This window comes from Ditibartonella choladocola (assembly GCF_002007565.1).
GTDB classification, from domain to species: Bacteria; Pseudomonadota; Alphaproteobacteria; order Rhizobiales; family Rhizobiaceae; genus Bartonella; species Bartonella choladocola.
In genome coordinates this window covers 1,701,581-1,725,905 of the sequence record NZ_CP015625.1, presented here as the reverse complement: position 1 = coordinate 1,725,905, position 24,325 = coordinate 1,701,581, and the positions used below count along the sequence as shown (strand labels likewise).

20 protein-coding genes and 1 riboswitch are annotated in these 24,325 nt (G+C 46.7%); of the genes, 10 read left to right on the top strand and 10 right to left on the bottom strand.

Translation table 11 applies throughout. The annotated features are described in order from the left end of the window. Nucleotides 1-124 precede the first annotated feature (124 nt). Together BBC0122_RS07720 and ilvC are read left to right on the top strand one after the other, a co-directional pair. Nucleotides 125-796 carry a TetR/AcrR family transcriptional regulator gene (locus tag BBC0122_RS07720; protein ID WP_077994586.1) on the top strand — a complete coding sequence of 224 codons (672 nt, stop codon included), beginning with the start codon at nucleotides 125-127 and terminating at the stop codon, nucleotides 794-796. 11 nt (nucleotides 797-807) lie between these two features. Further along, on the top strand, nucleotides 808-1,827 hold the full coding sequence (gene ilvC, locus BBC0122_RS07715; RefSeq protein ID WP_077992708.1) for a ketol-acid reductoisomerase: 1,020 nt from the start codon (nucleotides 808-810) through the stop codon (nucleotides 1,825-1,827). 516 nt (nucleotides 1,828-2,343) lie between these two features. Here ilvC and BBC0122_RS13365 read toward each other — a convergent pair. Beyond that, a complete protein-coding gene (locus BBC0122_RS13365; protein WP_149866655.1) occupies nucleotides 2,344-2,697 on the bottom strand; it encodes a BA14K family protein in 354 nt (117 codons plus the stop codon). A 162-nt stretch (nucleotides 2,698-2,859) separates the two neighbouring features. On the opposite strand from BBC0122_RS13365, the gene BBC0122_RS07705 reads away from it, so the two are divergent. Then, complete coding sequence (locus BBC0122_RS07705; protein WP_077992705.1) at nucleotides 2,860-3,354, top strand: DUF992 domain-containing protein; 495 nt, start codon at nucleotides 2,860-2,862, stop codon at nucleotides 3,352-3,354. Nucleotides 3,355-3,566: 212 nt separating this feature from the next. After that, nucleotides 3,567-4,481: a PhzF family phenazine biosynthesis protein gene (locus tag BBC0122_RS07700; protein WP_077992704.1), complete on the top strand. Its 915-nt coding sequence runs from the start codon at nucleotides 3,567-3,569 to the stop codon at nucleotides 4,479-4,481. Between the two features lie 546 nt (nucleotides 4,482-5,027). On the opposite strand, the gene metE is transcribed toward BBC0122_RS07700, so the two are convergent. Beyond that, nucleotides 5,028-7,367, bottom strand: a complete 2,340-nt coding sequence (gene metE, locus BBC0122_RS07690; protein ID WP_077992700.1) for a 5-methyltetrahydropteroyltriglutamate--homocysteine S-methyltransferase — start codon at nucleotides 7,365-7,367, stop codon at nucleotides 5,028-5,030. Between the two features lie 90 nt (nucleotides 7,368-7,457). Then, nucleotides 7,458-7,659, bottom strand: a riboswitch (cobalamin riboswitch). 322 nt (nucleotides 7,660-7,981) lie between these two features. Further along, complete coding sequence (locus tag BBC0122_RS07680) at nucleotides 7,982-8,422, bottom strand: MarR family winged helix-turn-helix transcriptional regulator (RefSeq protein ID WP_077992695.1); 441 nt, start codon at nucleotides 8,420-8,422, stop codon at nucleotides 7,982-7,984. Nucleotides 8,423-8,527: 105 nt separating this feature from the next. Here BBC0122_RS07680 and BBC0122_RS07675 point away from each other — a divergent pair, with 105 nt between their 5' ends. The 6 genes from BBC0122_RS07675 (at nucleotide 8,528) to BBC0122_RS07650 (ending at nucleotide 18,284) form a co-directional block, all read left to right on the top strand. Continuing rightward, nucleotides 8,528-9,340: a p-hydroxycinnamoyl CoA hydratase/lyase gene (locus tag BBC0122_RS07675; protein ID WP_077992684.1), complete on the top strand. Its 813-nt coding sequence runs from the start codon at nucleotides 8,528-8,530 to the stop codon at nucleotides 9,338-9,340. A 104-nt stretch (nucleotides 9,341-9,444) separates the two neighbouring features. Next, entirely contained in the window at nucleotides 9,445-11,580 is a 2,136-nt protein-coding gene (locus tag BBC0122_RS07670; protein ID WP_077992682.1) for an acetate--CoA ligase family protein, read from the top strand. A 1-nt stretch (nucleotide 11,581) separates the two neighbouring features. Beyond that, the gene (locus BBC0122_RS07665) at nucleotides 11,582-13,306 is read left to right on the top strand and encodes an acyl-CoA dehydrogenase family protein (RefSeq protein ID WP_077992680.1); all 1,725 of its coding nucleotides are present in this window, start codon (nucleotides 11,582-11,584) and stop codon (nucleotides 13,304-13,306) included. Nucleotides 13,307-13,551: 245 nt separating this feature from the next. Beyond that, complete coding sequence (gene mdlC, locus BBC0122_RS07660) at nucleotides 13,552-15,249, top strand: benzoylformate decarboxylase (RefSeq protein ID WP_077992679.1); 1,698 nt, start codon at nucleotides 13,552-13,554, stop codon at nucleotides 15,247-15,249. 64 nt (nucleotides 15,250-15,313) lie between these two features. Continuing rightward, on the top strand, nucleotides 15,314-16,765 hold the full coding sequence (locus BBC0122_RS07655; RefSeq protein WP_077992677.1) for an aldehyde dehydrogenase: 1,452 nt from the start codon (nucleotides 15,314-15,316) through the stop codon (nucleotides 16,763-16,765). Nucleotides 16,766-16,937: 172 nt separating this feature from the next. Then, on the top strand, nucleotides 16,938-18,284 hold the full coding sequence (locus tag BBC0122_RS07650) for an MFS transporter (protein WP_077992675.1): 1,347 nt from the start codon (nucleotides 16,938-16,940) through the stop codon (nucleotides 18,282-18,284). 727 nt (nucleotides 18,285-19,011) lie between these two features. Here BBC0122_RS07650 and BBC0122_RS07645 read toward each other — a convergent pair. The 7 genes from BBC0122_RS07645 to paaA form a co-directional block, all read right to left on the bottom strand. Beyond that, nucleotides 19,012-19,602, bottom strand: a complete 591-nt coding sequence (locus BBC0122_RS07645; RefSeq protein ID WP_225868092.1) for a TetR/AcrR family transcriptional regulator — start codon at nucleotides 19,600-19,602, stop codon at nucleotides 19,012-19,014. A gap of 132 nt (nucleotides 19,603-19,734) precedes the next feature. Next, on the bottom strand, nucleotides 19,735-20,499 hold the full coding sequence (locus BBC0122_RS07640; RefSeq protein ID WP_077992672.1) for a Phenylacetic acid catabolic protein: 765 nt from the start codon (nucleotides 20,497-20,499) through the stop codon (nucleotides 19,735-19,737). 12 nt (nucleotides 20,500-20,511) lie between these two features. Further along, a complete protein-coding gene (locus BBC0122_RS07635; protein ID WP_077992670.1) occupies nucleotides 20,512-21,591 on the bottom strand; it encodes a 2Fe-2S iron-sulfur cluster-binding protein in 1,080 nt (359 codons plus the stop codon). Between the two features lie 24 nt (nucleotides 21,592-21,615). Further along, a complete protein-coding gene (paaD, locus tag BBC0122_RS07630) occupies nucleotides 21,616-22,137 on the bottom strand; it encodes a 1,2-phenylacetyl-CoA epoxidase subunit PaaD (protein ID WP_077992669.1) in 522 nt (173 codons plus the stop codon). A 12-nt stretch (nucleotides 22,138-22,149) separates the two neighbouring features. Next, the gene (paaC, locus tag BBC0122_RS07625) at nucleotides 22,150-22,920 is read right to left on the bottom strand and encodes a 1,2-phenylacetyl-CoA epoxidase subunit PaaC (RefSeq protein WP_077992667.1); all 771 of its coding nucleotides are present in this window, start codon (nucleotides 22,918-22,920) and stop codon (nucleotides 22,150-22,152) included. Continuing rightward, nucleotides 22,920-23,204: a 1,2-phenylacetyl-CoA epoxidase subunit PaaB gene (gene paaB / locus BBC0122_RS07620; protein WP_077992665.1), complete on the bottom strand. Its 285-nt coding sequence runs from the start codon at nucleotides 23,202-23,204 to the stop codon at nucleotides 22,920-22,922. Before paaB ends, paaC begins: the two co-directional genes overlap by 1 nt. Before the next feature lie 34 nt (nucleotides 23,205-23,238). Next, a complete protein-coding gene (gene paaA / locus BBC0122_RS07615; RefSeq protein ID WP_077992662.1) occupies nucleotides 23,239-24,243 on the bottom strand; it encodes a 1,2-phenylacetyl-CoA epoxidase subunit PaaA in 1,005 nt (334 codons plus the stop codon). Nucleotides 24,244-24,325 lie beyond the last annotated feature (82 nt).

Genomic DNA, 24,325 nt, shown 5'->3' with positions numbered 1-24,325 from the left:
ATGAAAAAGCCTTCTACCAATTAAAAAACAATATCTGTTAAAATAACGCTTGCTATTAAGGGGTGATCGTAGCATGGTAAAGAACCGTACGGTACGGTACTGAGAAAAGATGAAAACAGCGGAAATGCAACAATCGTCAAATGCCACGGTCAACAACTTGGTCAATAATTTGACAGATCGTCAGAAAGACGTTCTCGATGCGGCATTGCATTTGCTCGTCAAAAATCATTTGGCATTGACGATGTCGAAAGTTGCAGAAGCTGCGAGTTGCTCGAAAGAAACGCTTTATAAGTGGTTTGGCGATCGCAATACGTTTTTGGAAGCGATGGTCGAGTGGCAGGCTTCGCGCGTTCGCGCCGTACCAATCAGCCGCGAAGCGGTTGATGAACAAACCCTGTTCAACAGTTTGGAACATTTTGCGCGTGACTGGTTGATGGTTTTGACCTCTCCGACCTCGATAGCGCTCAACCGGCTTGCGGTCAGTCAAGCCGGTGCGGGTAAGTCCAACCTTGGAGATATTGTGCTTTATCGCGGGCCTTTTGCAATGGCGCGGCGTTTGAAGCCGATTCTGGAAATCGGACGGGACTGCGGTTTTTTACAATTGGATGATCTCGACAATGCATTCCGGACATTTTTCGGTCTCGTCGTTCGTGATGTCCAGATACGCAAATTGCTGGGCGATGATTTTCATATGGATGATGAAGACATTATCCGTGAAGCTCGCACAGCGACAAGGCAATTTTTTGCTCTTTTCGGGCAAAAAAAGACGAACAAAACTGATGAAACGCAAATTTAAGGGAGTTTTCTATGCGTGTTTATTATGATCGTGATGCAGATGTAAACCTGATAAAATCCAAAAAAGTCGGTATTATCGGCTATGGCTCTCAAGGCCGCGCCCATGCATTGAACTTGAAAGATTCCGGCGTGAAGGAAATTAAAGTTGCTCTTCGTCCGGGTTCTGCAACAGCTAAAAAAGCCGAAGCCGACGGGCTTGAGGTCGTTTCGGTTGCCGAAGCAGCCAAGTGGGCCGATCTCATTATGATGGTTACACCTGACGAATTGCAGGCAGACATCTTCAAAGACCACATTGCCAACAATTTGCGCGACGGCGCGGCAATTGCATTTGCCCACGGTCTCAACATCCACTTCGGTTTGATTGAACCGAAAAAGACCGTGGATGTCATTATGATTGCTCCCAAAGGCCCTGGACATACAGTGCGCAGCGAATATCAGCGCGGCGGCGGTGTTCCAAGTCTTATTGCTGTTGGCCACGACGCAACAGGCAACGCACATGATCTCGCTCTCTCCTATGCTTGCGGAATTGGTGCAGGCCGTTCAGGCGTTATCGAAACAACATTCAAGGAAGAAACTGAAACCGATCTCTTCGGTGAACAGGCCGTTCTGTGCGGTGGTTTGGTCAACCTTATCCGTGCCGGTTTTGAAACATTGGTCGAGGCCGGTTATGCTCCGGAGATGGCTTACTTTGAATGCTGCCACGAGATGAAGCTTATTGTTGACCTCATTTACGAGGGTGGTGTTGCCAATATGAACTACTCGATTTCCAATACTGCCGAGTGGGGTGAATATGTCAGTGGTCCGCGCATCATTACCGATGAAGTCAAGGCCAATATGAAGCGTGTTTTGAACGATATTCAAGACGGTACATTCTGCTCCAACTGGATGCAGGAATATAAATCCGGCGCTGTTCGTTTCAAAGCTATCCGCCGCATTAACGACGGCCATCAGCTTGAACAAATCGGTGAAAAATTGCGCGGAATGATGCCGTGGATCAAGTCAAACGCATTGGTTGACAAAACACGTAACTAATCGCGCGTTTTTGTAATCCGAATTTTTGAAAAAGGGCTGGCAATGTCAGCCCTTTTTCTTTTTGTATCATATAGGAAATCAACAATTGCGATAATCGTCTTTTAACTTGCGATCAACGCACGGGCTGAAACACTGTGACATTATGTTTGTTTTTGAACCGTTCTGTCAGTTGTTTCATTTTCGGCTTCTGGAAACTCTGGTATCAATTTGTAATGTCGGCCAAAGATTATCCGGTTTGACTGGGAATTTTACCGGACATAATCGACAGGCGAATGATTAAAGTAAAACCGGAAAAGTCCGGCTTATTGCGACGAAAGATTTTTCCTGATTCCTATTTTAAAGAAGGGTAGTGCGGTCGACGTGGCGCGCTTCTTTTGCAATTGCCGTTTGATCGAGTTTGGCAGACGAGCAAAAATATCATTTATTTTTATGACGATGATCTTGCGCGGCGGATAGATTAACGATCAACCGCCGGATAGATCGACTATGAAAGCGCGTCCCGTTTATAAAAATGTTTTATTTAGGGAAAGGCGATTTGCAAGTTTGTCGCACACCACCGCGATCGATATAAGTATCGTCTGACGAACGATAACTTCTATAACGGTCGCTACACCATTGTTGATGGTTAATATCGGGGCCGGTATCCAATTTATATGTTGGCCCACCGGGATTTGTCTGTTCCGGTTTATAATTGCGGTTCGGTCTTGGTACTCCATAATGGGCGTGAGGCAGAGGGGCATTCTGAGGGCGGGCAATTGGTGCGAGAGGGTTGTTGAGTTCGACAGCCTGAACCGGCACTGGAAAGATTATTGTTGCAAGGATTGGTAAAACAAACGATTTTTGCAAGCGGCAAAACATGGGCTTTCTCATTTAAATTTATAAACTCTTCAGCAAGACTGGTAATTCCGATCACTTTTCATATCGAAAGTAATAAGAATTCAATTCTACTTTGCAAAACTTTGCAGAGGCTGACTTGTATTTTCTATAATATACGCCAAATTGAGAAAAGTTAGTAGAGAAGGAACAATCATAATGTCACATTTTTTAAGAAATATTGTTATTGCCGGGGTTGCTGCCGGAAGTGCTATTTTGAGCATCAATAGCGCATCTGCCGATGATAAGGTTACAGTCGGTATGCTTGTATGTACCGGACAAGGCGCTGAGGGACATATTTTCAAAGCGACTGAAAAATTGACTTGCGTTTTCCAACCGAATGACAAAGGCGCACAAACCGACAAATATGTCGGCAAGATCGAACAACTCGGCATTGATATTGGTAAAGCCGGCGCCGGCCAATTGTCGTGGATGGTTTTGGCAGCAAGTAAAGATGCATATAAGGCTGGAATTCTTGTCGGCAAATATGAAGGCGTAGGTGTTGATGTGGCAGCCGGAGTTGGCGGCGGAGCCAATTTACTCGTTGGCGATAACAAGGCTTTCTCATTGCAGCCGGTGAGTGTTGAAGCTCATGAGGGAGCCAATATTGCCGTCGGCGTTTCCAAGCTGGTTTTGAACGCTGACAGCAAGTAATTTTTTTAAATTTCAAAGCGGCTGAACGAAATTCTGTCGGCTGACGGATTTTGTCGCAAAATGCTGATAATAGAAGATCGGGATGCAGTCGGGTGGCTGCATCCTTTCTTTTTTGATATAAAGAAACTTTACAGGTCGATCTGTTTCGTCCTAATCATAAACAGGATAAGGTTTCAATATCGTGGATCTGCATTGAAAGAGGATTTGTCAGGGTGGAGGATAAAGGCCGTTTTTTTGAAATTTACGACGTGTTCAGTGACACGGTTCTATCGGGAAATCCGGTGGCAATCGTTCACGAAGCGGCCGGTTTGACAGATGAGCAGATGCAGTCTATCGCGCGTGAATTCAATTTGTCGGAAACTGTTTTCGTCAATCCGCCGAAAGATGAAAAACATGTCGCCAATTTGCGAATTTTCAAACCTGATGGAGAAATGTCATTTGCCGGTCATCCGACTGTCGGAGCCGCCGTGTCTCTTGCACGGAAAAATATAAAAAACAATGGCCGCAATGATTCACTTATTATTCTTGAGGAAAAAGTCGGAATTATCCGTGCAGTGGTTGATTTGAGTGAAAAAGCAGCTTTTGCCGAATTCGACCTGCCCAAACTCCCCGAACAGCTCCCGCTTGACATTCCCAAAGAAATTTTTGCAGCCGCCTTCGGTCTCGAAAGCAAGGAAATAGGTTTTGAAAACCACATTCCCTCTCTTTGGACAGCCGGCGTACCATTTTTCTTTGTTCCTCTTCGCAATCTTAAAACGGTTGCCAGTGCACTGCCTGATCCTGTTTATATTGCGCAAAATTTTGACAGGCTGAATGTGAAAACTCCGTCATTCTACCTCTATAGTCGGGAAACAAGGCTTTTCCAGAGCGCTTTTCATGTGCGCATGTTCCGCCCTGACGGCACGGAAGATGCTGCTACCGGCTCCGCTGCGTCGGCCTTTTGCGGTGTCGTCCAGCAATTTGATAACCCGTTGGATGGCAAGAAAAATATTTGGCTCGAACAGGGTATGGAAATGATGCGGGTATCGAAAATCCGGCTCGAATGGTATGTGGAAAATGGAAAACTCGTTTCTGCTCGCATTGGCGGCAAGGCTGTCAAATATGCTGAAGGCCATATATTTCCGTGATCATATGCCTCCTTTCCTGCCATTATAATAGTGGTCTGGAACCTGTCTCCCGCTTGAAAGCTGCTTTCAGTTTGTATGACTTCAGCTCGATTGTTTTTAAAAAACATTTTTCCTGTAAACTGAAACCCCGAGCCATTCTTGCCGAAGCTATGGCCATCTGTCAGAAACTCTTGTTGCGCAATTGAAAAACTTTTTATTTGCAACATCAATCTGCGCAAGATTGTAGCCGATGCTGAACGTGATGAACTTGGCAAAGACATTTTGCGCCGAAGTGCTTGACGCAGATGTCCGGTATTTCGGACACGGTCCTATTGTTGCAGGTCTGACAGATCAAACAATCAAGGTCGAAGCCATTGGATGGGCAGTCCAAAGGATGGGGTGCTCCAAAGACACAATGCGGAAATGTGTGTTTGTTTCTACAACGTTCCAAATAAAAGCCGGAACACCGGTCCGATTGGATCGGTGCTCCTATATTTTTAAATACATAGACTGACATGGTTTAAGGCTTGGGATTACCCGAAGTGCCAAACCTTTTTGTGCTTCCTATTAAACGCTAACAGTCTTTCTCAACGTTTTGGCAGCGGCAACCATATTTGCGATGGCGGGCTTCACTTCCTCCCATTGGCGCGTCTTTAAGCCGCAATCGGGATTGACCCAAAGCTGTTTGGCTTCCAAACGTTGCAGCGCATATCCGAGAAGCTCAAGGATTTCTTCTGTCGAAGGAACCCGTGGCGAATGGATGTCATAGACACCGGGACCGATTTCATTGGGATATTTGAATTGCTTGAAGACATCGAGAAGCTCCATTTTGGAGCGTGAAGTTTCAATAGAGATAACATCCGCATCCATATCGGCAATTGCGGTAATGATGTCATTGAACTCGGAATAGCACATATGGGTATGGATTTCTGTCGTGTCTTTCACCGTACTTTGAGTTAAGCGAAAGCATTCAACTGCCCATTCAAGATAATAGGCTTTATCCTTTTCTTTGAACGGCAATCCTTCCCGTAGCGCTGCCTCATCAATCTGGATTATTTTGGCACCAGCCTTTTCAAGATCTTCAACTTCATTGCGAATTGCCAAGGCAATTTGCCGACATGTATCTTCTCGCGGTTGATCGTCGCGGACGAATGACCAATTTAGAATGGTAACAGGCCCCGTCAACATGCCTTTGACAATCTTCGAGGTAAACGATTGTGCGACTTGCCACCATTTGACTGTCATCGGCCTCGGTCGGGAAACATCCCCGAAAATGATAGGGGGACGGACGCAACGGGAGCCATAACTTTGTACCCAACCGTGTCTGGTAAAAGCAAAGCCTTCCAATTGTTCGCCAAAATATTGAACCATGTCGTTGCGTTCAAATTCACCATGCACGAGAACATCAAGCCCTACCTCTTCCTGCCACTTGATCGCTTCGCCTATCCGCTTGGTAATAAAGCTCTCGTAAGTTGTTTTATCAATTATTCCCTTTGTATAATCGGAACGGGCTTTGCGAACATCAGGCGATTGGGGAAAGGATCCGATTGTTGTCGTTGGAAAAAGAGGCAAATTCAGAATGGCTTTTTGTTTTTCGTGCCTTGTCGAGTAGGGAGATGCGCGCCGCGCTCTATCTTTTTTGACATTTTCAAGCTGTTTTTGAACAAGGTTATTGCGGATGCGTTTTGATGATTTTCTTCCGTTTAATGCAGCTTTATTGGCGGCGAGCCTTCCGGTGACAGCGGCCGCATTGCCCGATAATGCCTGACAAAGAATATGGAGTTCATCAAGTTTCTGGCTGGCAAAGGAAAGCCATGATTTCAACTCGTCATCGAGATTGACTTCAAGATTAAGATCGATCGGAACATGAAGTAGCGAACAGGATGTGGCAATCTGGATGCGCTCTGTTCCCAGTTTTTCAACAACCGGTTTGAGTCGGTCAATCAAAGCATTAAGATCGCTGCGCCAGATGTTACGCCCGTCAATGACACCGAGCGAAAGCGTTTGTTCAGGCCGGATATGCGAGACAAAGGCATCAAGCTGTTTTTTTCCGCGAACAAGATCAATGTGATAGCCCTTAACGGGCAAAGACAAAACAGTTTTAAGGTTATCTCCGACATCTCCAAAATAACTGGTCAGCATTATGCGAGGGAATTTTTCTGCGTCGCCAAGAATTTTATAAGCATAGTCAAAGGCAGATTTCTGATTGGCACTGAGTGCAGTCACGAGGATAGGTTCATCCATTTGCACCCAAGGACAACCGACAGATTTCAACTGCGCCAGAACATCCTGATAAACCGGCAGGAGTCGGGAGAGCAATGATAATGGTTCAATGTCATCTTCACGGCATTTCGCGAGCAATAGAAAAGTTACGGGTCCCAGAAGAACCGGCCTTGTCACAATGCCTTCAGCCTTTGCTTCGAGAAACTCTGTTATAAGTTTCTCCGATTGGAGCTTGAAGCTTTGTTTGGCATTTATTTCAGGTACGATATAATGATAATTCGTATCAAACCACTTTGTCATTTCCAGTGCCTTTATGTTACTGTCAATGTGATGGTTTCCGCACCCGCAATCATTGTTGCCTTCGCGGCCACGTGCCATCGCAAAATAGGTTTTCAAAATATCATTATTTTCGCCATTCGCCTTATATTCGGCAGGAATGGCGCCAACCATAATAGCTGTATCAAGGACATGGTCATACAAAGAAAAATCATTCGACGGTATAACGTCAATTCCTTTGTCTTTTTGCAGTTTCCAATGCCTTTTTCTTAAATCAGCGGCGGTTTTTAACAAGTCATCCTTGGAAATATTGCCTTTCCAGAACTGTTCGAGAGCTGTTTTCAGTTCCCGTCTGGCACCCATGCGGGGAAATCCCAACGATGCCGATTTGATTATTTGTGAAGTCATTTTACTACCCTTGATAAGGGAGCGAAGGGCACGAAGATACCCAAGAGATCGACCGATCTCCATAAGCACCTAACCGGGACACCCCGCCCGTGGACAATATTTGTCGCGGCAGGTCTCCTGGCTTACGGGTCAACACCTTTATCTACCTTCCCGGAAATAATTCCAGTGGTTTTATCAATATCGGCTCGCCGTTCACAGTTGCGGGGGCAGCTTCGGCATCTGAAATGTCTTCACCGAATTCCCTCTTAGCTCCATTTTTTAAAAATAGAGAACCACGACACTTACCATTTGACACAAGATAAAAGAGCCGTCAACCGGATATAAAGAAATGTTTATATTTGAATATCAATTGAATTGGAGTTATATTCGCCCGATTTTGAACGGGATTGACGCGATTTGGATACGATGTGCGCGGCGAAAAAAATGGGGCACTGCTGCGTTTTCAGGCTATCAATATAAGAACCGTATGTTTTGTTTTGTCGGCAGGAAAAACGATAATATCGGGATATGAAGATATTGCCATCGGCTTGATGAATAAAACGCCCCGATCTTCTAAGAAATATATTTTTCATCGCTTCATTGAAAGACAAGGGGGATGAAATATTATTGGCGCATCAATGAATAATTTTGTCGAGTAACTGATCGAAAATTCTTTTTTCTTCATCCGTCAGATTTCGCAATATTATTGCGTCGGTTTTCTTCATTTCCAGCAGAATCTGTGTGCAAAGAGAATTTCCGGCATCGGTCACTTCCAAGCCATAAGAACGCCCATTGAGGGGCGTTTTTTTGATCCAGCCCTTTTCTTCAAGATGAGTGGTGAGAGGAGCCATATTTGCGCGCTTTATGCCAAGACAATGACCGACTTCGGATTGCGTTGCACCGTTATTTGCATTAATCATCATTAAGACCGAGGCCGCTACAGTGGATATATCCAATGCTGTCAAACTTCTTCCCAGATATGCCATGTCGTCAGCCGATATGCGCCTCAGCCGGTAGCCGAAAAGACCTCCGATGGGATTTTGGAGCTCATCCGGCTTTTCGTCTTCCTGTTTCATCACGAATTCGTTCCTTGTCAGTTCGGTTTTTAACTGCTATGAAACATAGCAATTATTTATAGCCCGTCAAATGACCGGTTATACATATAAAGAGGAGGAAGCAATATGTCAGATATCGTTAAATTTGAAGTTGTCAATAAGATCGCCTGGGTATCTTTTGACAGACCGGAAAAACGAAACGCTATGAGTCCGGCTTTGAACCGCAAAATGATGAGTGTTCTCGACGAATTGGAGTTTCGCGAGGATGTGGGCGTTCTGGTTCTGACAGGCGAAGGTTCCGCGTGGACAGCGGGCATGGATTTGCAAGAATATTTTCGTGATACGGAAGCGCAGGGATTAAAGGGGATCAGACAGTCGCAACGCGAAAGTTACGGATGGTGGAGAAGGTTGCGGTGGTATCAGAAGCCGACAATTGCAATGGTCAATGGCTGGTGTTTTGGTGGCGGTTATGGCCCGCTTTTTGCCTGTGACCTTGCATTTGCGGCAGATGAAGCAAAGTTCGGCCTGTCGGAAATCAATTGGGGCATTTTACCGGGTGGCGGTGCGACAAAAGTGGCTGTTGAATTGCTGAGTTTCCGTCATGCTATGTATCACGCCATGACCGGAGAGCTGGTTGATGGCAAAAAGGCCGCGGATTGGGGATTGGTCAATGAATCTGTTCCTTTAAACAAATTGAAAGAACGGGTGGAAGAAGTTTGTAAAGTACTTTTGGCGAAAAATCCCACTGCGTTGAAAGCGACGAAAGATGCAATCCGTCGTGTGGGTAATATGGATTATGACGAGGCTGAAGACTATCTCGTTCATATGCAGGAGGCTGCTAATTCCTTTGATAATGAAGGACGCAAGGAAGGGATGAAGCAGTTTCTCGACGAAAAAACCTATAAGCCGGGGCTTGGTGCATATAACCGGAATAAATAGACCTCGACAAGCATATTGAAGGGAAGAGCGATATGCTTTCATAGGCAGCATTTGAATTGCGATAGGGCTGGTTAAGCCTTAATGAGCGGGATTTGGAGGAGAAAATGGCCGCTATCAATGATCGCAACGAGCATTTCACGCTCGATTGCCTTTTGCACCCGAAATCCATTGTTATTATCGGTGCGTCACCTAATACCGGCGCACTCGGATTTTCTGTGCTGGAAAATTTGAAAAAACATCATTTCAAGGGCGAAATCTATCTGGTAAACCCGAAATATGATGAAATTAACGGGCATCATTGCTATCGCAACATTAATGATTTGCCGGAAGCGATTGATGCGGCTGTTTTGGCTATTCCGCGTCAATCGGTTCTTTCAACAATGGAGGCGTTGGCAGCAAGGAAAACCAAAGGCGTGGTTATCTTTTCGGCAGGTTTTGCCGAAGACGGAGAAGAGGGATTAGCCCAACAACGCCAAATCGCCCAGATAGCACGCGAAAACGGTATGGTCGTCAATGGGCCGAACTGTCTTGGCATCATCAATTTCGATCATCATTCGCCACTGACTTTTATCAAAGCACCGCTGATGAAAGAGAAGTTCGGCAGAAAGGTTGCCATTGTTTCGCAAAGCGGGGCAATGTCGGCAGTTTTAAGCGTATCCTTGACGGCACGTGACATTCCGCTCTCTTACGCAATTTCTTCAGGAAATGAAGCGGTTAATACAGTCGAAGATTTTCTTCATTCGCTTATGAACGAAGACGATGTCGGCATTGTCGCGATGATTGTCGAACAATTTCGCAAGCCTGAATTGTTCTTGTCCATTGCCCGACAGATGCAGGCTTCCGGCAAAACTATTGTTCTTCTTCATCCCGGCAAAAGTGCGGAAGCACGGCAATCTGCCGCGACACATACCGGTGCAATGGCCGGTGATTATGATTTGATGAAAGTTATGGTCAAGCGCGCAGGTGTATTGCAGGTTGATGATCTGGAAGAATTGATTGATGTGTGTGATCTCTTGAGCCGCTATGGTACGTTCAAACAGGGTGGTGCTGTTATTGTCACTGAATCGGGGGCATATAAAGCTTTGGCGCTTGATCTTTGTAAAGAGGTCGGTTTACGGCTTCTGAAACTTGATGAAAAACAGCATGCGGAACTGCGTTCGGTTTTACCTTCTTTTGTGGCTCTTTCAAATCCGGTCGATCTTACCGCTCAAGGTCTGGTCGAACCGGCTATCTATGGGCGTGTGATTAATGCATTGAACAAAGACGATCATATTAATGCAATTTTTTTACCGCTCATCCAGACAGACCATGAAACTTGTGAAATCAAATATCCTGAAATCATTTCGGCACTCGAAAACATAAAACCGCATTGCCCTATCGTTTTTGCCGGTCTTGATGATGGCGCTCCGGTGCCTCAGCATTTTATCCATGCACTCCGGAAAAATGGCGCTTCCTATTTCAGTTCACCCGACAGAGCAATTCGGGCTTTGGCATTGGTTACCAATCACGCCGACTTTGAACGGTCAGTGGCTGATGAAACGCTAAAACCGATCCGGTTTGACAGGGCGAAGGGCTCAGGGATTATCGCCGAATATCGTTCAAAAGAACATCTCTCGTTGGTGGGCATAAACTTTCCGGACGGTGCGCTGGTTAGTTCATTGGAAGATGCGCTTGTCGTTGCCGAAAAATTGGGTTTTCCGGTTGTCATAAAAGCGCAGTCGGAAGCTCTTCCGCATAAAAGCGATGCAGGCGGTGTTGTTATCAATATTCATAATGCCGACGATTTACGGCAGGCCTGGCAAAAGTTGCACGCCAATGTCGCCCGTCATCGCCCTGATGTGAACATTGAAGGTGTGTTGATTGAAAAAATGGGGGAGAAGGGAATTGAACTCATTGTCGGTGCCAAACGTGATCCGCAATGGGGGTCGGTTATCCTTGTCGGAGCGGGCGGGGTAACAGCAGAGCTTTATCACGACAGTTGCCTCATTCCGGTAGATGTCGGTCGAAAGGAAATTATAGAGGCATTGAATAGCTTGAAATGCATTCAACTGCTGAACGGGTTTCGCGGTTCGCCAGAAAAGGACAAGGATAGCGTTATCAACCTGATATTACAATTGGCCGGGATCATGCGTGCCACACCGGAAATCACAGAAATAGATCTGAACCCCGTGGTGGTTTACGACAAAGGTCAGGGAGCCATCGCACTTGATGCTCTGATCGAGATAAGAGAGGGCATGTAAAATGGTATCACAGCGTGCCCGCATTCCACGATTGCAACCGGAACTTCTGGATTGTCTTTTACACTGTTCCGATGATTGGCAAAAAGTTCTTGAGCTTTCGCCCCATTTTAGCGAAATGGCGTCGATGCAAAATACGCTTTTAAGCGAGGCCGCACGGTTTGCAGACGGTGTTTTGTCGCCATTAAATCACACTATGGATGTTGTGGGTGCAAAACTCGTAAACGGCCGCGTTGTTACGGTCGATGGGCATAAAGAGGCGTGGAAACAGTTTGTCGAGGCCGGATGGACACTTCTCGGCAAGCCTGAACTCTATGGCGGGCAAGAGGCTCCTTTAGCACTTTGGGCAGCTATTCAAGGTATTTTCGACAGGTCTTCACCGGCTTTTGGTATGTTGCCGGTTCCTCAAATATCGGCAGTAAAACTCATTTCTCATTGGGGAGATGAAAAGACCAGAAAAGATTGGCTACCAAATCTCGTTAGCGGCATATGGGGGGCAACAATTTGTATATCGGAACCGGATGCCGGCTCCGATGTAAGGCGTATGCGCACAAAGGCCGAAAAACAGCCCGATGGAAGCTGGCGTATCACCGGTGAAAAATGCTGGATCAGTTATGGTGACCACGATCTCGCAGAAAAGATAGGACATTGCCTCCTCGCCTATTCCTATGATGAAAAAGGTGTTCCGGGTATCAGTCTGTTTCTGGTTCCCGATCGCCTCGAGGTGAACCAGAATGGACAGGCCGCGGGAAATGGCGTCACCATTCAACGTGTCGAAGAAAAAATGGGGCTCCATGGTTCGCCGACATGTGTCATCAGTTTTGAAAAATCGGAAGCAATATTGCTTGGCAAAACGGGGCAAGGCCTATCGCAAATGTTTGTAATGATAGCAAATATGCGTTTGTCGGTGGGTGTGATGGGAACGGCTATAGCCTCGGCAGCTTATGATACCGCACTGAATTATAGTTTTGAACGCAAGCAGGGCGGACCGGCTGACAAGCCACCGGTCGCGATTTATCAGCATGTAGATGTAAAGCGTATGCTGATGGAGATGGCAGCAAACACCAATCTCATGCGGGGTTTGATTTTTTCAATCGCCAATCATACGGATCTCTCCCTTTCCAGTCCAGATGAGGCACAACGGGAACAAAGTCACTTGTTTACGCAATTTTTGTTGCCTGTCGTAAAAACCTTGGGTGCCGACATCGGTTTTCAGGTGGCAAGCACCGCAATACAGGTTCTGGGTGGTGCCGGATATACCGGTGAATGGCCGGTTGAACAGGCATTGCGGGATTCACGCGTGCTGTCAATCTTCGAGGGAACAAGCGGAATTCAGGCGCTGGATTTATTGAAACGCCGTCTCAAAGGCCGCGATCAGGGCAAAGGACTTAAAGTGTTTCTCGATAAAGCCTATGAGTTGACCGGTGCATTGCCTTCAAACCTTGCAAACAATTATCAAAGCGGTCTCGATCTTCTCAGGATTACGGCGCAAAAACTGGCGTCGCTGGACGATGAGGATGGCGAGGCAGGGGCAGATGCATTCCTCCGTCTGACCGGCAGAGCCGCGCTCGGATGGATAGCTGCAAGGCTGATTGCCAGAGGCGATATACCGGCACAGTTACGTTCGCAATCCGAATTTTATTTGCATGAAATGGCCTTAAAATGCCGTGCTTTATCCGACCTTGCCTTATTGGGAAGAGCAAGATTGGGACAAACAGAAGCACAATGATTGCTCTGATACGGCATTCCGGCTGCTTTTAATGAAGACAAGCATATCAACATCAACAACAACAAGGATACCGATCGTTTTAACTCAAGTTACATTGCAGCGCGTTCTTAAAACTTATTGCCTTGGTGATCTCACGTCGTTGCCGCGATTTTCCAAGCTATCAGCGGCCCAAGTTAACAATGACCCAAGTTTTTAATGACCCAAGTTTTTAATGACGTAAAGTCTTTTTATTCGGGAGGGAAAAAGTGATAAAGCAATGCCACAGTTCCGGAAGGGACAAGAGTTACACCGTCAGAGATGCCGTGTTCGACTTTTTCGCGACCATTGGTGTTGATACAATTTTTGGCAATCCCGGTTCGACGGAATTGCCGATGTTCAGAAATTTTCCCGATCATTTCCGTTATATTCTGGGGCTTCAGGAAGCCACAGTGGTGGGTATGGCAGACGGTTTTGCGCAAGCCACCGGCAAAGCGTCATTGGTTAATCTTCATTCGGCTGCGGGTGTGGGCAATGCAATGGGAAATATTTTTACCGCCTATAAAAACCAGACACCGATGATTATTACTGCCGGACAACAAGCCCGTTCTATATTGCCGTTTGAACCCTTTCTTGCTTCTGTCCGGCCGACCCAATTGGCCGAACCTTATGTCAAATGGGCGATAGAACCGGCTCGTGCGGAAGATGTGCCTTTAGCAATCCAGCGCGCTTTCAACATCGCTATGACGGAGCCGCGAGGCCCCGTTCTCGTATCGGTTCCGGTTGACGATTGGGATAGACAGACAAAGCCGCTCGCCGAACACAGGATGTTCTACTCGCAAAGACCCTCAGTAAATGCCATTGTAGCACTGTCTCGTGCACTCGAAGAATGCAAATGCCCGGCATTCGTCGTCGGCGGTGGCGTTGATCGTGCAAAGGCTTCGGATTTGCTTGTCAAATTGGCTGAACATCATCAGGCGCAGATTTATGTGGCTCCGATGAGCGGCCGCTGCAGCTTTCCGGAAGACCACTATCTGTTCAACGGCTTTCTTCCTGCACGACGTGAAAAAATTGTCGAAATATTGGGGCATCACGATCTTATTGTTGTATTGGGGGCGGGCGCTTTTCTTTATCATGTTGAAGGTTTTGGCCCTTTCATTCCCGAACAAGCCGAACTTTTCCAGATTGTCGACAATCCTTTGACAGCATCGTGGACACCGACAGGGACAAGTATTGTGAGCAATGTCCGTTTTGCGTTGGAGGATCTTTTAGCTGTTTCAAAACCGGTTAAAAAAGAAAAAAACCAAACAAAACAGTTGCCCCGAACAGGCGGTGCGGCAAAGCCCCAATTGGCGGCAAAGCCCCGATTATCGTCCAATCCCCGATTATCATCAAACAGCCTATCGTCATCTACCCCTTTGACGACCGCTTACGTGCTCCAGACATTGCACGGTTTGGAAAATGAGGATTGGCTCATTGTTGAAGAAGCACCAAGTGCGCGCAGTCTCATACAGAAATTTTTGCCAATATCAAAGCCGGGACAATTTTTGACGATGGAGAGCGGCGGACTGGGTTACGGAATGCCGGCGGCTGTCGGGACAGCCTTGGCATTACCGGACAAAAAGATCATCGCCATTATCGGTGACGGCTCGGCACTTTATTCCGTTCAGAGTTTGTGGACCGCGGCCATTCAGAAATTATCCATTACATGGATTGTTTTGCGGAACGGAAGCTATGCGGCATTGGAAGAATTTGCACCCGAATTCGGGTTTAAAAAGCACGAAAAAGTGGTCGGCACGACCCTTTCGGGAATTGACTTTGTGGCATTGGCCAAAGGCTTCGGTATCAATGCAAAACGCATCGTCGATTGCGCGGAATTGGAACGGGAATTGCAAGATGCGACGGCCTCATCTTCATCGACATTATTCGAGGTTGTCGTATCCGATATAAAAAATGAGCCGGTATGACCAATAGATCATAACGGTTTGCATATGAAGTTTAACGAAGCTTAACAAAGACAGGCGGTTATTCATGGAAAATGTTCATCTTTTTATTGATGGAAAACATCGCAAAGCCAAAGGTGATAAAACCTTTACACGAAAGAATCCGATTGATGGAGAAGTCGTATCCGTTGCGGCTGCTGCCCGGATAGAGGACATTGTAGAGGTGGTCGATGCGGCATCGAGAGCATTTGAAGACTGGTCGCAATCAACACCACAGGAACGGCAAAGACTTTTACAACGCGCTGCCGAAATTATGCTTGCCAAAAAGGACGATTTCATTTCTGCAATGGCAGCAGAAACCGGTGCATCGGAAGTTTGGGCCGGTTTTAACGTTGCGCTGGGAGCCGCTGTTTTTCAGGAAGCGGCGTCCATTGTTACAGCCGCAACGGGAGAGGTACTGTCTTCCAATACAGCCGGTCAGCTTTCTCTGGCAGTGCGTCAGCCGGCGGGAGTCGTTGTTGGCATTGCACCGTGGAATGCGCCGATCATTCTTGGATCAAGAGCGATCGCCGTGCCACTTGCCTGCGGCAATAGTGTGATTTTGAAAGGCTCGGAAGCATGTCCGCGCACCCATGCATTGATTGTTGACTGTCTTGCCGAAGCGGGTTTTGCCAAAGGTGTTGTCAATTATGTGACCAATGCTCCCGATGAAGCGGCGGTATTCGTAGAAAAGCTTGTTTGTGCACCTAATGTGCGCAGGGTAAATTTCACCGGTTCGACAAAAGTCGGACGCATTATCGCTTCCCATTGTGCACGAAGCCTTAAACCGTGTGTTCTCGAACTGGGTGGAAAAGCTCCGATCCTGATACTGGAAGATGCCGATATTGACGCTGCTGTCGATGCTACCGTTTTTGGTGCATTCATGAATTCCGGACAAATCTGTATGTCGACAGAGCGCATCATAGTTGTCGAGAGCGTAACCGCCACATTTCTTGGCAAATTGGTCGAGAGAGTGAAAAAACTGACTATTGGCGATCCGCGTAAAGACAATGTCAATCTTGGTCCGGTTTATGATATGGCGACAGTCGTTCATTGTAATCGTTTGATTGATGATGCACTTTCCAAAGGTGCCAAACTGTTATGCGGGGGAAAATCGGAAACAACGTTAATGCCGGCGACCTTGCTGGATAATGTGGTTTCCTCGATGGGTATTTATCACGAAGAAACATTCGGACCGGTTAAGGCGATTATCAGAGCAAGAGATGACGAGCACGCCGTTTCTCTCGCCAATGACAGCGAATACGGGCTATCATCAGCAATTTTCACTCGCGACACGGCAAAAGGCTATCGACTGGCAAAACGCATCAAGTCGGGAATATGCCATATCAATGGTGCTACCGTCGATGACGAACCACAGGCACCTTTTGGCGGCGTGAAAGCAAGCGGCTTCGGCCGGTTTGGCGGACAAGCAGGGGTTAATGAATTTACCGATTTGCGCTGGTTGACCATGGAGACAGAACGTCGCCGTTACCCGCTTTGATTTACGCGTTGAACGGCGGTTTCGTGTCTAATTTCAATGAGTGCTGCGACCGGTTTGTGGGAGCCTATCCGGTCGCGAATACGCAAATAGAAGAAAAACGGGAGAAGACGGCAGATCAATATATAAAAACAAAAATCCGGTTTGCCGTTACATGTCATTCGGGAGGAAAAAAATGGCAGAAGGTAACAATCCGAAACCGGCATTGGATATCAGTACAACATTGGACCATATGCCTTTTACATTATATCAAAGGCTGATTGTAGTTTTCGCGGCTCTGGCGGTCATTCTGGACGGGTTTGATTCCCAGTTGATAGGTTATGCAGCACCGGCTTTGATGCGTGAGTGGGGATTGACCAAAAACGAATTCATGCCGAGCGTGGTTGCCGGTGTTTTCGGATCGAGTGTCGGCGCAATAACGGGTGTATTTGCCGACTATTTCGGCCGTAAACGTGCACTTATCGGCTATATGCTGACATTCGGTCTGTTTACATCTCTGGTTGCTACGCAAAATAGCATTCTTGGAATTGCTATCTTTCGTTTCATAGCGGGGATTGGCATCGGTGGCGCTCTACCGATTGCGACGACAATTGCAGCCGAATTTACGCCCCAACGGTACCGGACAATGGTGGTCACTGCCACCATTGTTTGCGTTCCTTTAGGCGGTGTTGTTGCAGGTTTTTTTGCCGAAGTCATCATGCCCGATTTCGGTTGGAGAATGATGTTTCTGATCGGTGGTGCAATGCCGATTGCACTGTCGATTTTTTGTATCTTTGCTACTCCCGAAACGCCCAAATATCTTGTCGGACATCCGGAAAGGTGGCCGGAATTGCGGCGCATATTGAAAAAAATGGGGCAGATGGTGGATGACAATACGACGTTCACCGATAAGGGTGAACAGGAGCCAACAAAACGTGCCGGTTATGGAGCGATTTTTCGTGATAATATGGCACGCGATACATCCGCGCTCTGGTGTGCATTTTTCTTTTGTCTGGCATCCGTTTATGCTGCTTTCAGCTGGTTGCCGACAATGCTGGCCTCGGTTGATATATCGCAGGATGTAGCGCGGTCGGGCTTGACAGTCTATAATTTCGGCGGCGTTATCGGGGCACTTGTTTGTTCATGGTTTATCACCAAATTCGGATCTTATAGCCCGTTAATTCTGTGTAGTGCAGGCGGCGCGTTAAGTGCTTTGGCAGTCGAATTTTTTGATATGTCAAGCCACCTGCTATTGTTGATTATACTGTTGGGACTGCACGGATTTTTCGTCAATGCTGTTCAATCGACCATGTATGCTCTTTGTGCCTATATCTATCCAACAAAAATACGCGCGACAGGAACGTCAGGGGCTTTGATGTTCGGCCGCGTAGGGGCAATAGCAGCAGCCTTCGGCGGAGCTCCCATTATCACCTATAGCGGCTCGCTCGGTTATTTCGGTTTGTTAGCTTTCTCGATGTTTATTGTTACAATTGCCTTATTGGTGTTGCAACGGCATATTCCGCCAGCAAAAACGGCAAGCTGATGGAAATGGCTTCGGGAAACAACGAATGAACAAGTCACGAGTTTTCAGGATAAAACCGGCTTGAAACTTGATGGGGAAAGATTACATCTTTGGCGGGCAAAGACCGCCAAAGTTTGCAAAAAGATAAAATCAATAATTGTTATAACGTAATATAAAATCTTGCTGAAAATGATAGCCTATCTATCTTGAACTGCTAACAGTACAGGAATTATTCAGACTGCCTGTTTACAAGTGTTGAGATGTATAAGTGTTAAAATGTGCAAGTCTTAAGATGTACAAGTGTTAAACTATTAAATATCATTGATGGGTTATCATTGGCCAATTCTGACAGGTTGTTCATCGGAAATTCTAATATTGTTTTCGCTTTTACGATGAGCCTTGAGGGGCGCGGCCTGAAAAGTTTTGTTTTTTTGCATTGAAAAACTTGTGACCGGAAAACACATGCCTTTCCTTTTTGCCTGAGGAGAAGCCTTCGGGCCCGAAAAATATCACAATAATGATAATAGAGAATATCGGGATGATAATGATGGCGTTATGGTTGAGGATAGCGCTAAACTTGTCGAACTTTCGAGAGATTTAACCGGATAAATAAAAACCGGACAGAGCCGAAACAATAAAATTGGCAAAAAGGCAGCCGGATAAAACCGGTGAAAAAGAAAAGTTGCAGAAAAACGGCAATTCCGGCTCCGGTTTTATTGCGGTGGCTGCTGTTTTGACGCTAAAAATACTACAAGCTTTTGCCGCCATTCAAAACCAGTTTGGTGACCATATCGGCATATTCGTCGCGTGTTAAGCCCTTGCCTTCGCGGAACCATAAATAATGCCAGTTCAGCATACCGAAGACCGACATTGTAAGCGGTTTCAACAATTGCTTTGACTTCAAATCCGGCAGACATTCCGATAAAGCATCGGATAATTTTGTCACGAGTTGGCGCTCCATCTCAACGATAACCGACTGTTGGTCTGCTGTCAGCAGTTTCAAACTGGATATTTGAACCTGATGTTCGCAATCTGCGTCCTTATAGGTATCAAGCAAAGCATGAGCGATTGCCCGAACGCGCGCTTGCGGTGTTTTGGCTGTTTTTGTTGCTGTTTCAACTGCCGCCACAAGCTCGGAAAGGTGCTGCTTCAACATTGCAAAAAGGATAGAATCCTTATCCGGATAATAATGATAGAGAAGCGCTTTTGACATGCCACAAGCGTCGGCGATCATATTGATAGATGAACCGGTAAAACCGTAGCGCGCAAAAAGCTTGGCCGCTTCAGATAGAATAAGGGATTGTTTTTCTTCGTAATCTTGGGCACGCGGCCGAGCCATGAACTCTGTCCTTTGCATGAGCTAAACCAGTTCACTCATGTATTGGTATAACTTGCTTGAAAGTGCAAGTCTATAACCGGATTTTCAGCTTAAAACATCTGCGCCTTGGGGCGAATATTTGTTTTTCATGTATTAATTATTGGCAATAGCAAGTCGAGCTAAAAAATCACCGGTATTTTTTTTGAACTGATCTAACATATCGCGGTTGGTTCTATGCCTCAATCCATAAGATTGCAGACGCTCGAAACGGTCTGATTCGATTTGTCCGAAGGTCGCTTCAATGCGCGGCAACCAATATCTTATTGATTTTTGCAAGCTATCGCTTCCGCTTTTGTCTTTCATGACATGATGAAGTTCGGCAATTCCGAGTTCTGTGTGGGCATTCTCTTCCGGAATGATTTCCCGAAAGGTTTCGGCCAAAGGCGCATAAGATATTTTTGAAAGCTCTTCCAATTGTATAGACGAGGCAATGCCCATGAGCACATTCATTATAACGGCATCATTCCACCCCTCGAACGGATAATAAAAAACCGATAGACGCATATCCCGTCCGTCCGCACGTGATCTTCCAATGTCATCCTCGCGATGTATTCGCGCGTTCCACGGGTGGCTTCCGGCATAACGTTCAGTATCGGCACCGAATTCTCCCATCAGTTCAAGAACAGCTCCCGCATGGCGGGCTTTTTCAAGAACAATTTTTGCTGCATTGATGCGCTGGCGGATACCGGGTGAATGATTGATAGCTTCGGCAAATCCGGCCGACGCCGCAAGCTCGCTGTCGATAAACGAAGCCATCAGCCGCAACAGTTCCGCCCGATAACGTGGTGGCAAATTGGCCGGCGAAGAAACAACCCCGCCTTGTTTCAGATAATCGTCGATTGTCATATCGTTAGTCATGCTTTTTCCCCCCTATTGATCGTAACTGAGCACAATTTTGTCACTTATGGGGAAGCATTGACATGTGAGAACATAGCCTTCTTCAACTTCGTAATCTTCAAGTGCGTGATTGGTGACCATTTCAACCTCGCCATCAAGCACTTTTGCGCGGCATGTCGAACAAACTCCCGCTTTACATGCAAAAGGCGCATCCATCTGGTTTTTCAAACTGGCATCAAGGATCGTTTCACCTTGTTTTGCCATATCGAAATGATGCGTCGAGCCATCCAGCGTAACGGTGATAGAGGCTGTACTGTTCGATATATTGCCGGCAGCCTTATTCTCGACATTATGGCGCTTCTTTGTGCGGGGAGCAGAGGCAAAAAGCTCGAATTTTATCTGGCTGTCATTCATGCCATGGTTTCGCAGAAAATCTGCAACGACCAACATCATTTGTTCGGGACCGCAAATATAGGCAATGTCGGTTGCCGCCAGATCGACCCAGTTTTGGCATAATTGCTCAAGCTTTTCATGATTAATCCGGCCTGTAAAAAGGTCAATATCCTGTGCTTCGCTTTTAAGAATATGAATGATCGAAAAACGGTCGAGATAAATATTTTTCAAATCCTCAAGTTCCTCGCGAAACATGATGGAATTTGCCTGTTTGTTTGCATAAATCAGGGTAAATTGCGCGAGCGGTTCGTGACGGAGAACCGTTTTTATAATAGAGAGTACCGGCGTAATTCCCGAACCTGCGACAAATGCGATATATTGCTTTTGCACATCCGGCTCAATCGGTGTGTTGAACTTGCCCATCGGCGGCATAGAATAAAGCTGGTCACCGATTTTCAGATTGTCATTGATCCAGTTGGAAAAAAGGCCGCCTTCAACCCTTTTGATACCGACGCGCAAAAAGCCTTCATCCTTGCCTGCGCATATAGAATATGACCGCCGGATTTCTTCACCGTCGAAATCCTTGCGGAACGTCAGATATTGCCCCTGAAGAAAATCGAAAGATTGTTTGTCTTCGTTTCTGGGCTCAAGAGTGACAGCCACAGCATCGCGTGTTTCGCGAACAATATCGGTTACAGTCAGTGGAAAAAAACGTGCCATGATATGCTTGGCCTCCCCATATCATCAAATGCATTTGAAATAGTCGAACGGTTCAAGACAATCTTTACAGCGATAGGATGCTTTACATGCTGTCGAACCCGACTGGCTGATTTTTTCGGTATTTGTGGAATTGCAGTGCGGGCAGGCCACAGAAAAGTTCGAGCCACCCGAATGTGCATTGCATTTCAGTAAATTACCGTCGGCGGCTGTCCCGCTGACAGGAGGAGCAATCCCGAACTGTCTCAATTTATCGCGCGCTTCCGGTTTGATCCAGTCGCTCGTCCATGCAGGCGACAATTGCCGCTCAATACGCAAATTATCGATTCCGTGATTTCGCAAGGCGACTTCAATGTCGAAATTGATAATCGACGTTGCCGGACACCCCGAATAGGTCGGCGTCACTTTGATGACAAGCGTGTCATCCGACCATGAAACATCGCGCACAATTCCAAGATCTGTAACAGATATGACCGGAATTTCCGGATCCGGTACTTTATCAAGCCAGGTCCATATTTGTTGGTTTGTGGGTCTCTCTTTCAGGATCATGGCGTTTCACCGTTACCATGTAGAGCCGGGATAAGCGCGTTGCAAAAATTGCATTTCGGCAAGCATATGTCCGAGAAATTCGGTATGCCGACCTTTCTTGCCGCCTTTATGGACATAGCTTGTTTGCGGCAAAGCGAGTGTCGCATCGCGCAATACGGAATTGATTGTTTGATCCCATTTATGTTTCAAACTCGAAGGTAGTGGTGCAATGCCGGCACTATTGACGATTTCATCATAATCGTCATCGACAAATAATTCGCCGGTATAGCTCCAGAGGTTATCAAGTGCATGTTGCATGCGTTGATGACTAAGTTCGGTTCCGTCGCCCAGACGAATAACAATATCTGCCGATTTTTCCAGATGATAGGCGACCTCTTTGACCGCTTTGGCAGCAATTTCGGCAATCTGGCTGTTTGAAGATTTCAACAATGCTTTCAACATTTCGATATGCCACGCATCGAACAGGAATTGTCGCATCATCGTATTTCCGAAGTCGCCATTGTCTTTTTCGACCAATAGCACATTACGGAAATCCCATGCATCACGCAAAAATGCCAGTTGATCGGCGCTGCGCCCTTTGTTTTCCAAAGCACCGGCCAATCCCAACCAAAGTTGTGTTTGACCGATAAGATCAAGAGCCTGATTTGCGAGCGCGATGTCTTCTTCGAGAACCGGAGAGTGTCCGCACCATTCCGAAATGCGATGGCCGAGCACCAAGGTGTTGTCGCCCATGCGCAACAGAAATTCGACGACCGCTTTGTCAACTTCGGGTGATTTTTCCATTACATTTTCCCCACTTCATCCGGAATTTGAAAAAATGTCGGGTGCCGGTAGATTTTTGAATTTGACGGGTTGAAAAGAGGCCCCTTGTCAGATGGCGTTGATGCGGCTATGTCGCTTGATTTGACCGCCCAAATACTCACCCCTTCATTGCGGCGGGTATATACATCGCGGGCATTTTTTATCGCCAGTTCGGCATCCGGTGCATGAAGACTGCCCACATGACGGTGATTAAGCCCGTGTTGCCCGCGAATAAAAATTTCCCATAACGGCCATTGATGTGACATTGTTCTTCTCCCGTTGATTACAAAATTGCGAGGTCTATTCGGCGGCTACAGAAGCTGCTGCATATTTATTGGCTTGTTTGTCGGCATGGGCTTGCAAACCGTCGCGGTACCATGCGCCATCTTCCCACGCTTTAACCCGTGCATCGAGGCGTTCTCTATTGCAGGGACCATTCCCCGAAATGACATCAAAAAATTCGCTCCAATCGGGATCGGTAAAATCATAGCCCTGTTTATCTTCGTTCCATACGAGATTTTCATCCGGAATTTTCAAGCCGAGAAATTCGGCTTGCGGGACTGTCTGATCGACAAAGCGCTGGCGCAAATCGTCATTGGTATTGATCTTGATTTTCCATGCCATTGATTGTGCAGAATGGACGGAATCCTTGTCCGAAGGGCCGAACATCATCAAAGCAGGATACCAGAAACGATTGATCGCATCCTGAGCCATGGATTTTTGTGCGGCTGTTCCCGCACACATTTTCATCATAATGTCATAGCCCTGACGCTGATGAAAACTCTCTTCTTTACAAATGCGTATCATGGCGCGTGAATAGGGGCCATAGGATGTTTTTTGCAACTGCACCTGATTCATAATGGCCGCGCCGTCAACCAACCAGCCGACTGCGCCAATGTCTGCCCATGTCAAAGTCGGATAATTGAAAATTGATGAATATTTCATTTTGCCGGAATGGAGAAGTTCGATAAGCTCGTCCCGCGAGACACCCAGTGTTTCGGCGGCACTATAGAGGTAAAGTCCGTGTCCGGCCTCATCTTGGACTTTGGCAAGCAGAATTGCCTTGCGTTCCAAAGTCGGCGCGCGGGTAATCCAGTTCCCTTCCGGCAATTGTCCAACCACTTCGGAATGCGCATGTTGCCCGATCTGCCTAATCAATGTTTTGCGGTAATTATCAGGCATCCATTCTTTCGGCTCGATCTTTTCACCGCGGTCAATACGTTCCTGAAACGCGCGTTCCTGAGCATCCATCTCGTCAAGCGACTTGACTTTGTTACTGTCTGTTTTCACCATTTGTGCATACATAAGAAATCCTCCGCCATTCTTGTGACAAACACGAGAACGCATTCTTAAAACAGGCAATTTATGGCAGTAAAAATCGCGCTCG

What these genes read in the sequence shown, in the direction of transcription:
- BBC0122_RS07720 (WP_077994586.1), top strand. Translation starts at nt 125, where the DNA reads ATGCAACAATCGTCAAATGCCACGGTCAACAACTTGGTCAATAATTTG.
- ilvC (WP_077992708.1), top strand. Translation starts at nt 808, where the DNA reads ATGCGTGTTTATTATGATCGTGATGCAGATGTAAACCTGATAAAATCC.
- BBC0122_RS13365 (WP_149866655.1), bottom strand. Translation starts at nt 2,697, where the DNA reads ATGAGAAAGCCCATGTTTTGCCGCTTGCAAAAATCGTTTGTTTTACCA.
- BBC0122_RS07705 (WP_077992705.1), top strand. Translation starts at nt 2,860, where the DNA reads ATGTCACATTTTTTAAGAAATATTGTTATTGCCGGGGTTGCTGCCGGA.
- metE (WP_077992700.1), bottom strand. Translation starts at nt 7,367, where the DNA reads ATGACTTCACAAATAATCAAATCGGCATCGTTGGGATTTCCCCGCATG.
- BBC0122_RS07680 (WP_077992695.1), bottom strand. Translation starts at nt 8,422, where the DNA reads ATGAAACAGGAAGACGAAAAGCCGGATGAGCTCCAAAATCCCATCGGA.
- BBC0122_RS07675 (WP_077992684.1), top strand. Translation starts at nt 8,528, where the DNA reads ATGTCAGATATCGTTAAATTTGAAGTTGTCAATAAGATCGCCTGGGTA.
- BBC0122_RS07670 (WP_077992682.1), top strand. Translation starts at nt 9,445, where the DNA reads ATGGCCGCTATCAATGATCGCAACGAGCATTTCACGCTCGATTGCCTT.
- BBC0122_RS07665 (WP_077992680.1), top strand. Translation starts at nt 11,582, where the DNA reads ATGGTATCACAGCGTGCCCGCATTCCACGATTGCAACCGGAACTTCTG.
- BBC0122_RS07655 (WP_077992677.1), top strand. Translation starts at nt 15,314, where the DNA reads ATGGAAAATGTTCATCTTTTTATTGATGGAAAACATCGCAAAGCCAAA.
- BBC0122_RS07650 (WP_077992675.1), top strand. Translation starts at nt 16,938, where the DNA reads ATGGCAGAAGGTAACAATCCGAAACCGGCATTGGATATCAGTACAACA.
- BBC0122_RS07645 (WP_225868092.1), bottom strand. Translation starts at nt 19,602, where the DNA reads ATGGCTCGGCCGCGTGCCCAAGATTACGAAGAAAAACAATCCCTTATT.
- BBC0122_RS07640 (WP_077992672.1), bottom strand. Translation starts at nt 20,499, where the DNA reads ATGACTAACGATATGACAATCGACGATTATCTGAAACAAGGCGGGGTT.
- BBC0122_RS07635 (WP_077992670.1), bottom strand. Translation starts at nt 21,591, where the DNA reads ATGGCACGTTTTTTTCCACTGACTGTAACCGATATTGTTCGCGAAACA.
- paaD (WP_077992669.1), bottom strand. Translation starts at nt 22,137, where the DNA reads ATGATCCTGAAAGAGAGACCCACAAACCAACAAATATGGACCTGGCTT.
- paaC (WP_077992667.1), bottom strand. Translation starts at nt 22,920, where the DNA reads ATGGAAAAATCACCCGAAGTTGACAAAGCGGTCGTCGAATTTCTGTTG.
- paaB (WP_077992665.1), bottom strand. Translation starts at nt 23,204, where the DNA reads ATGTCACATCAATGGCCGTTATGGGAAATTTTTATTCGCGGGCAACAC.
- paaA (WP_077992662.1), bottom strand. Translation starts at nt 24,243, where the DNA reads ATGTATGCACAAATGGTGAAAACAGACAGTAACAAAGTCAAGTCGCTT.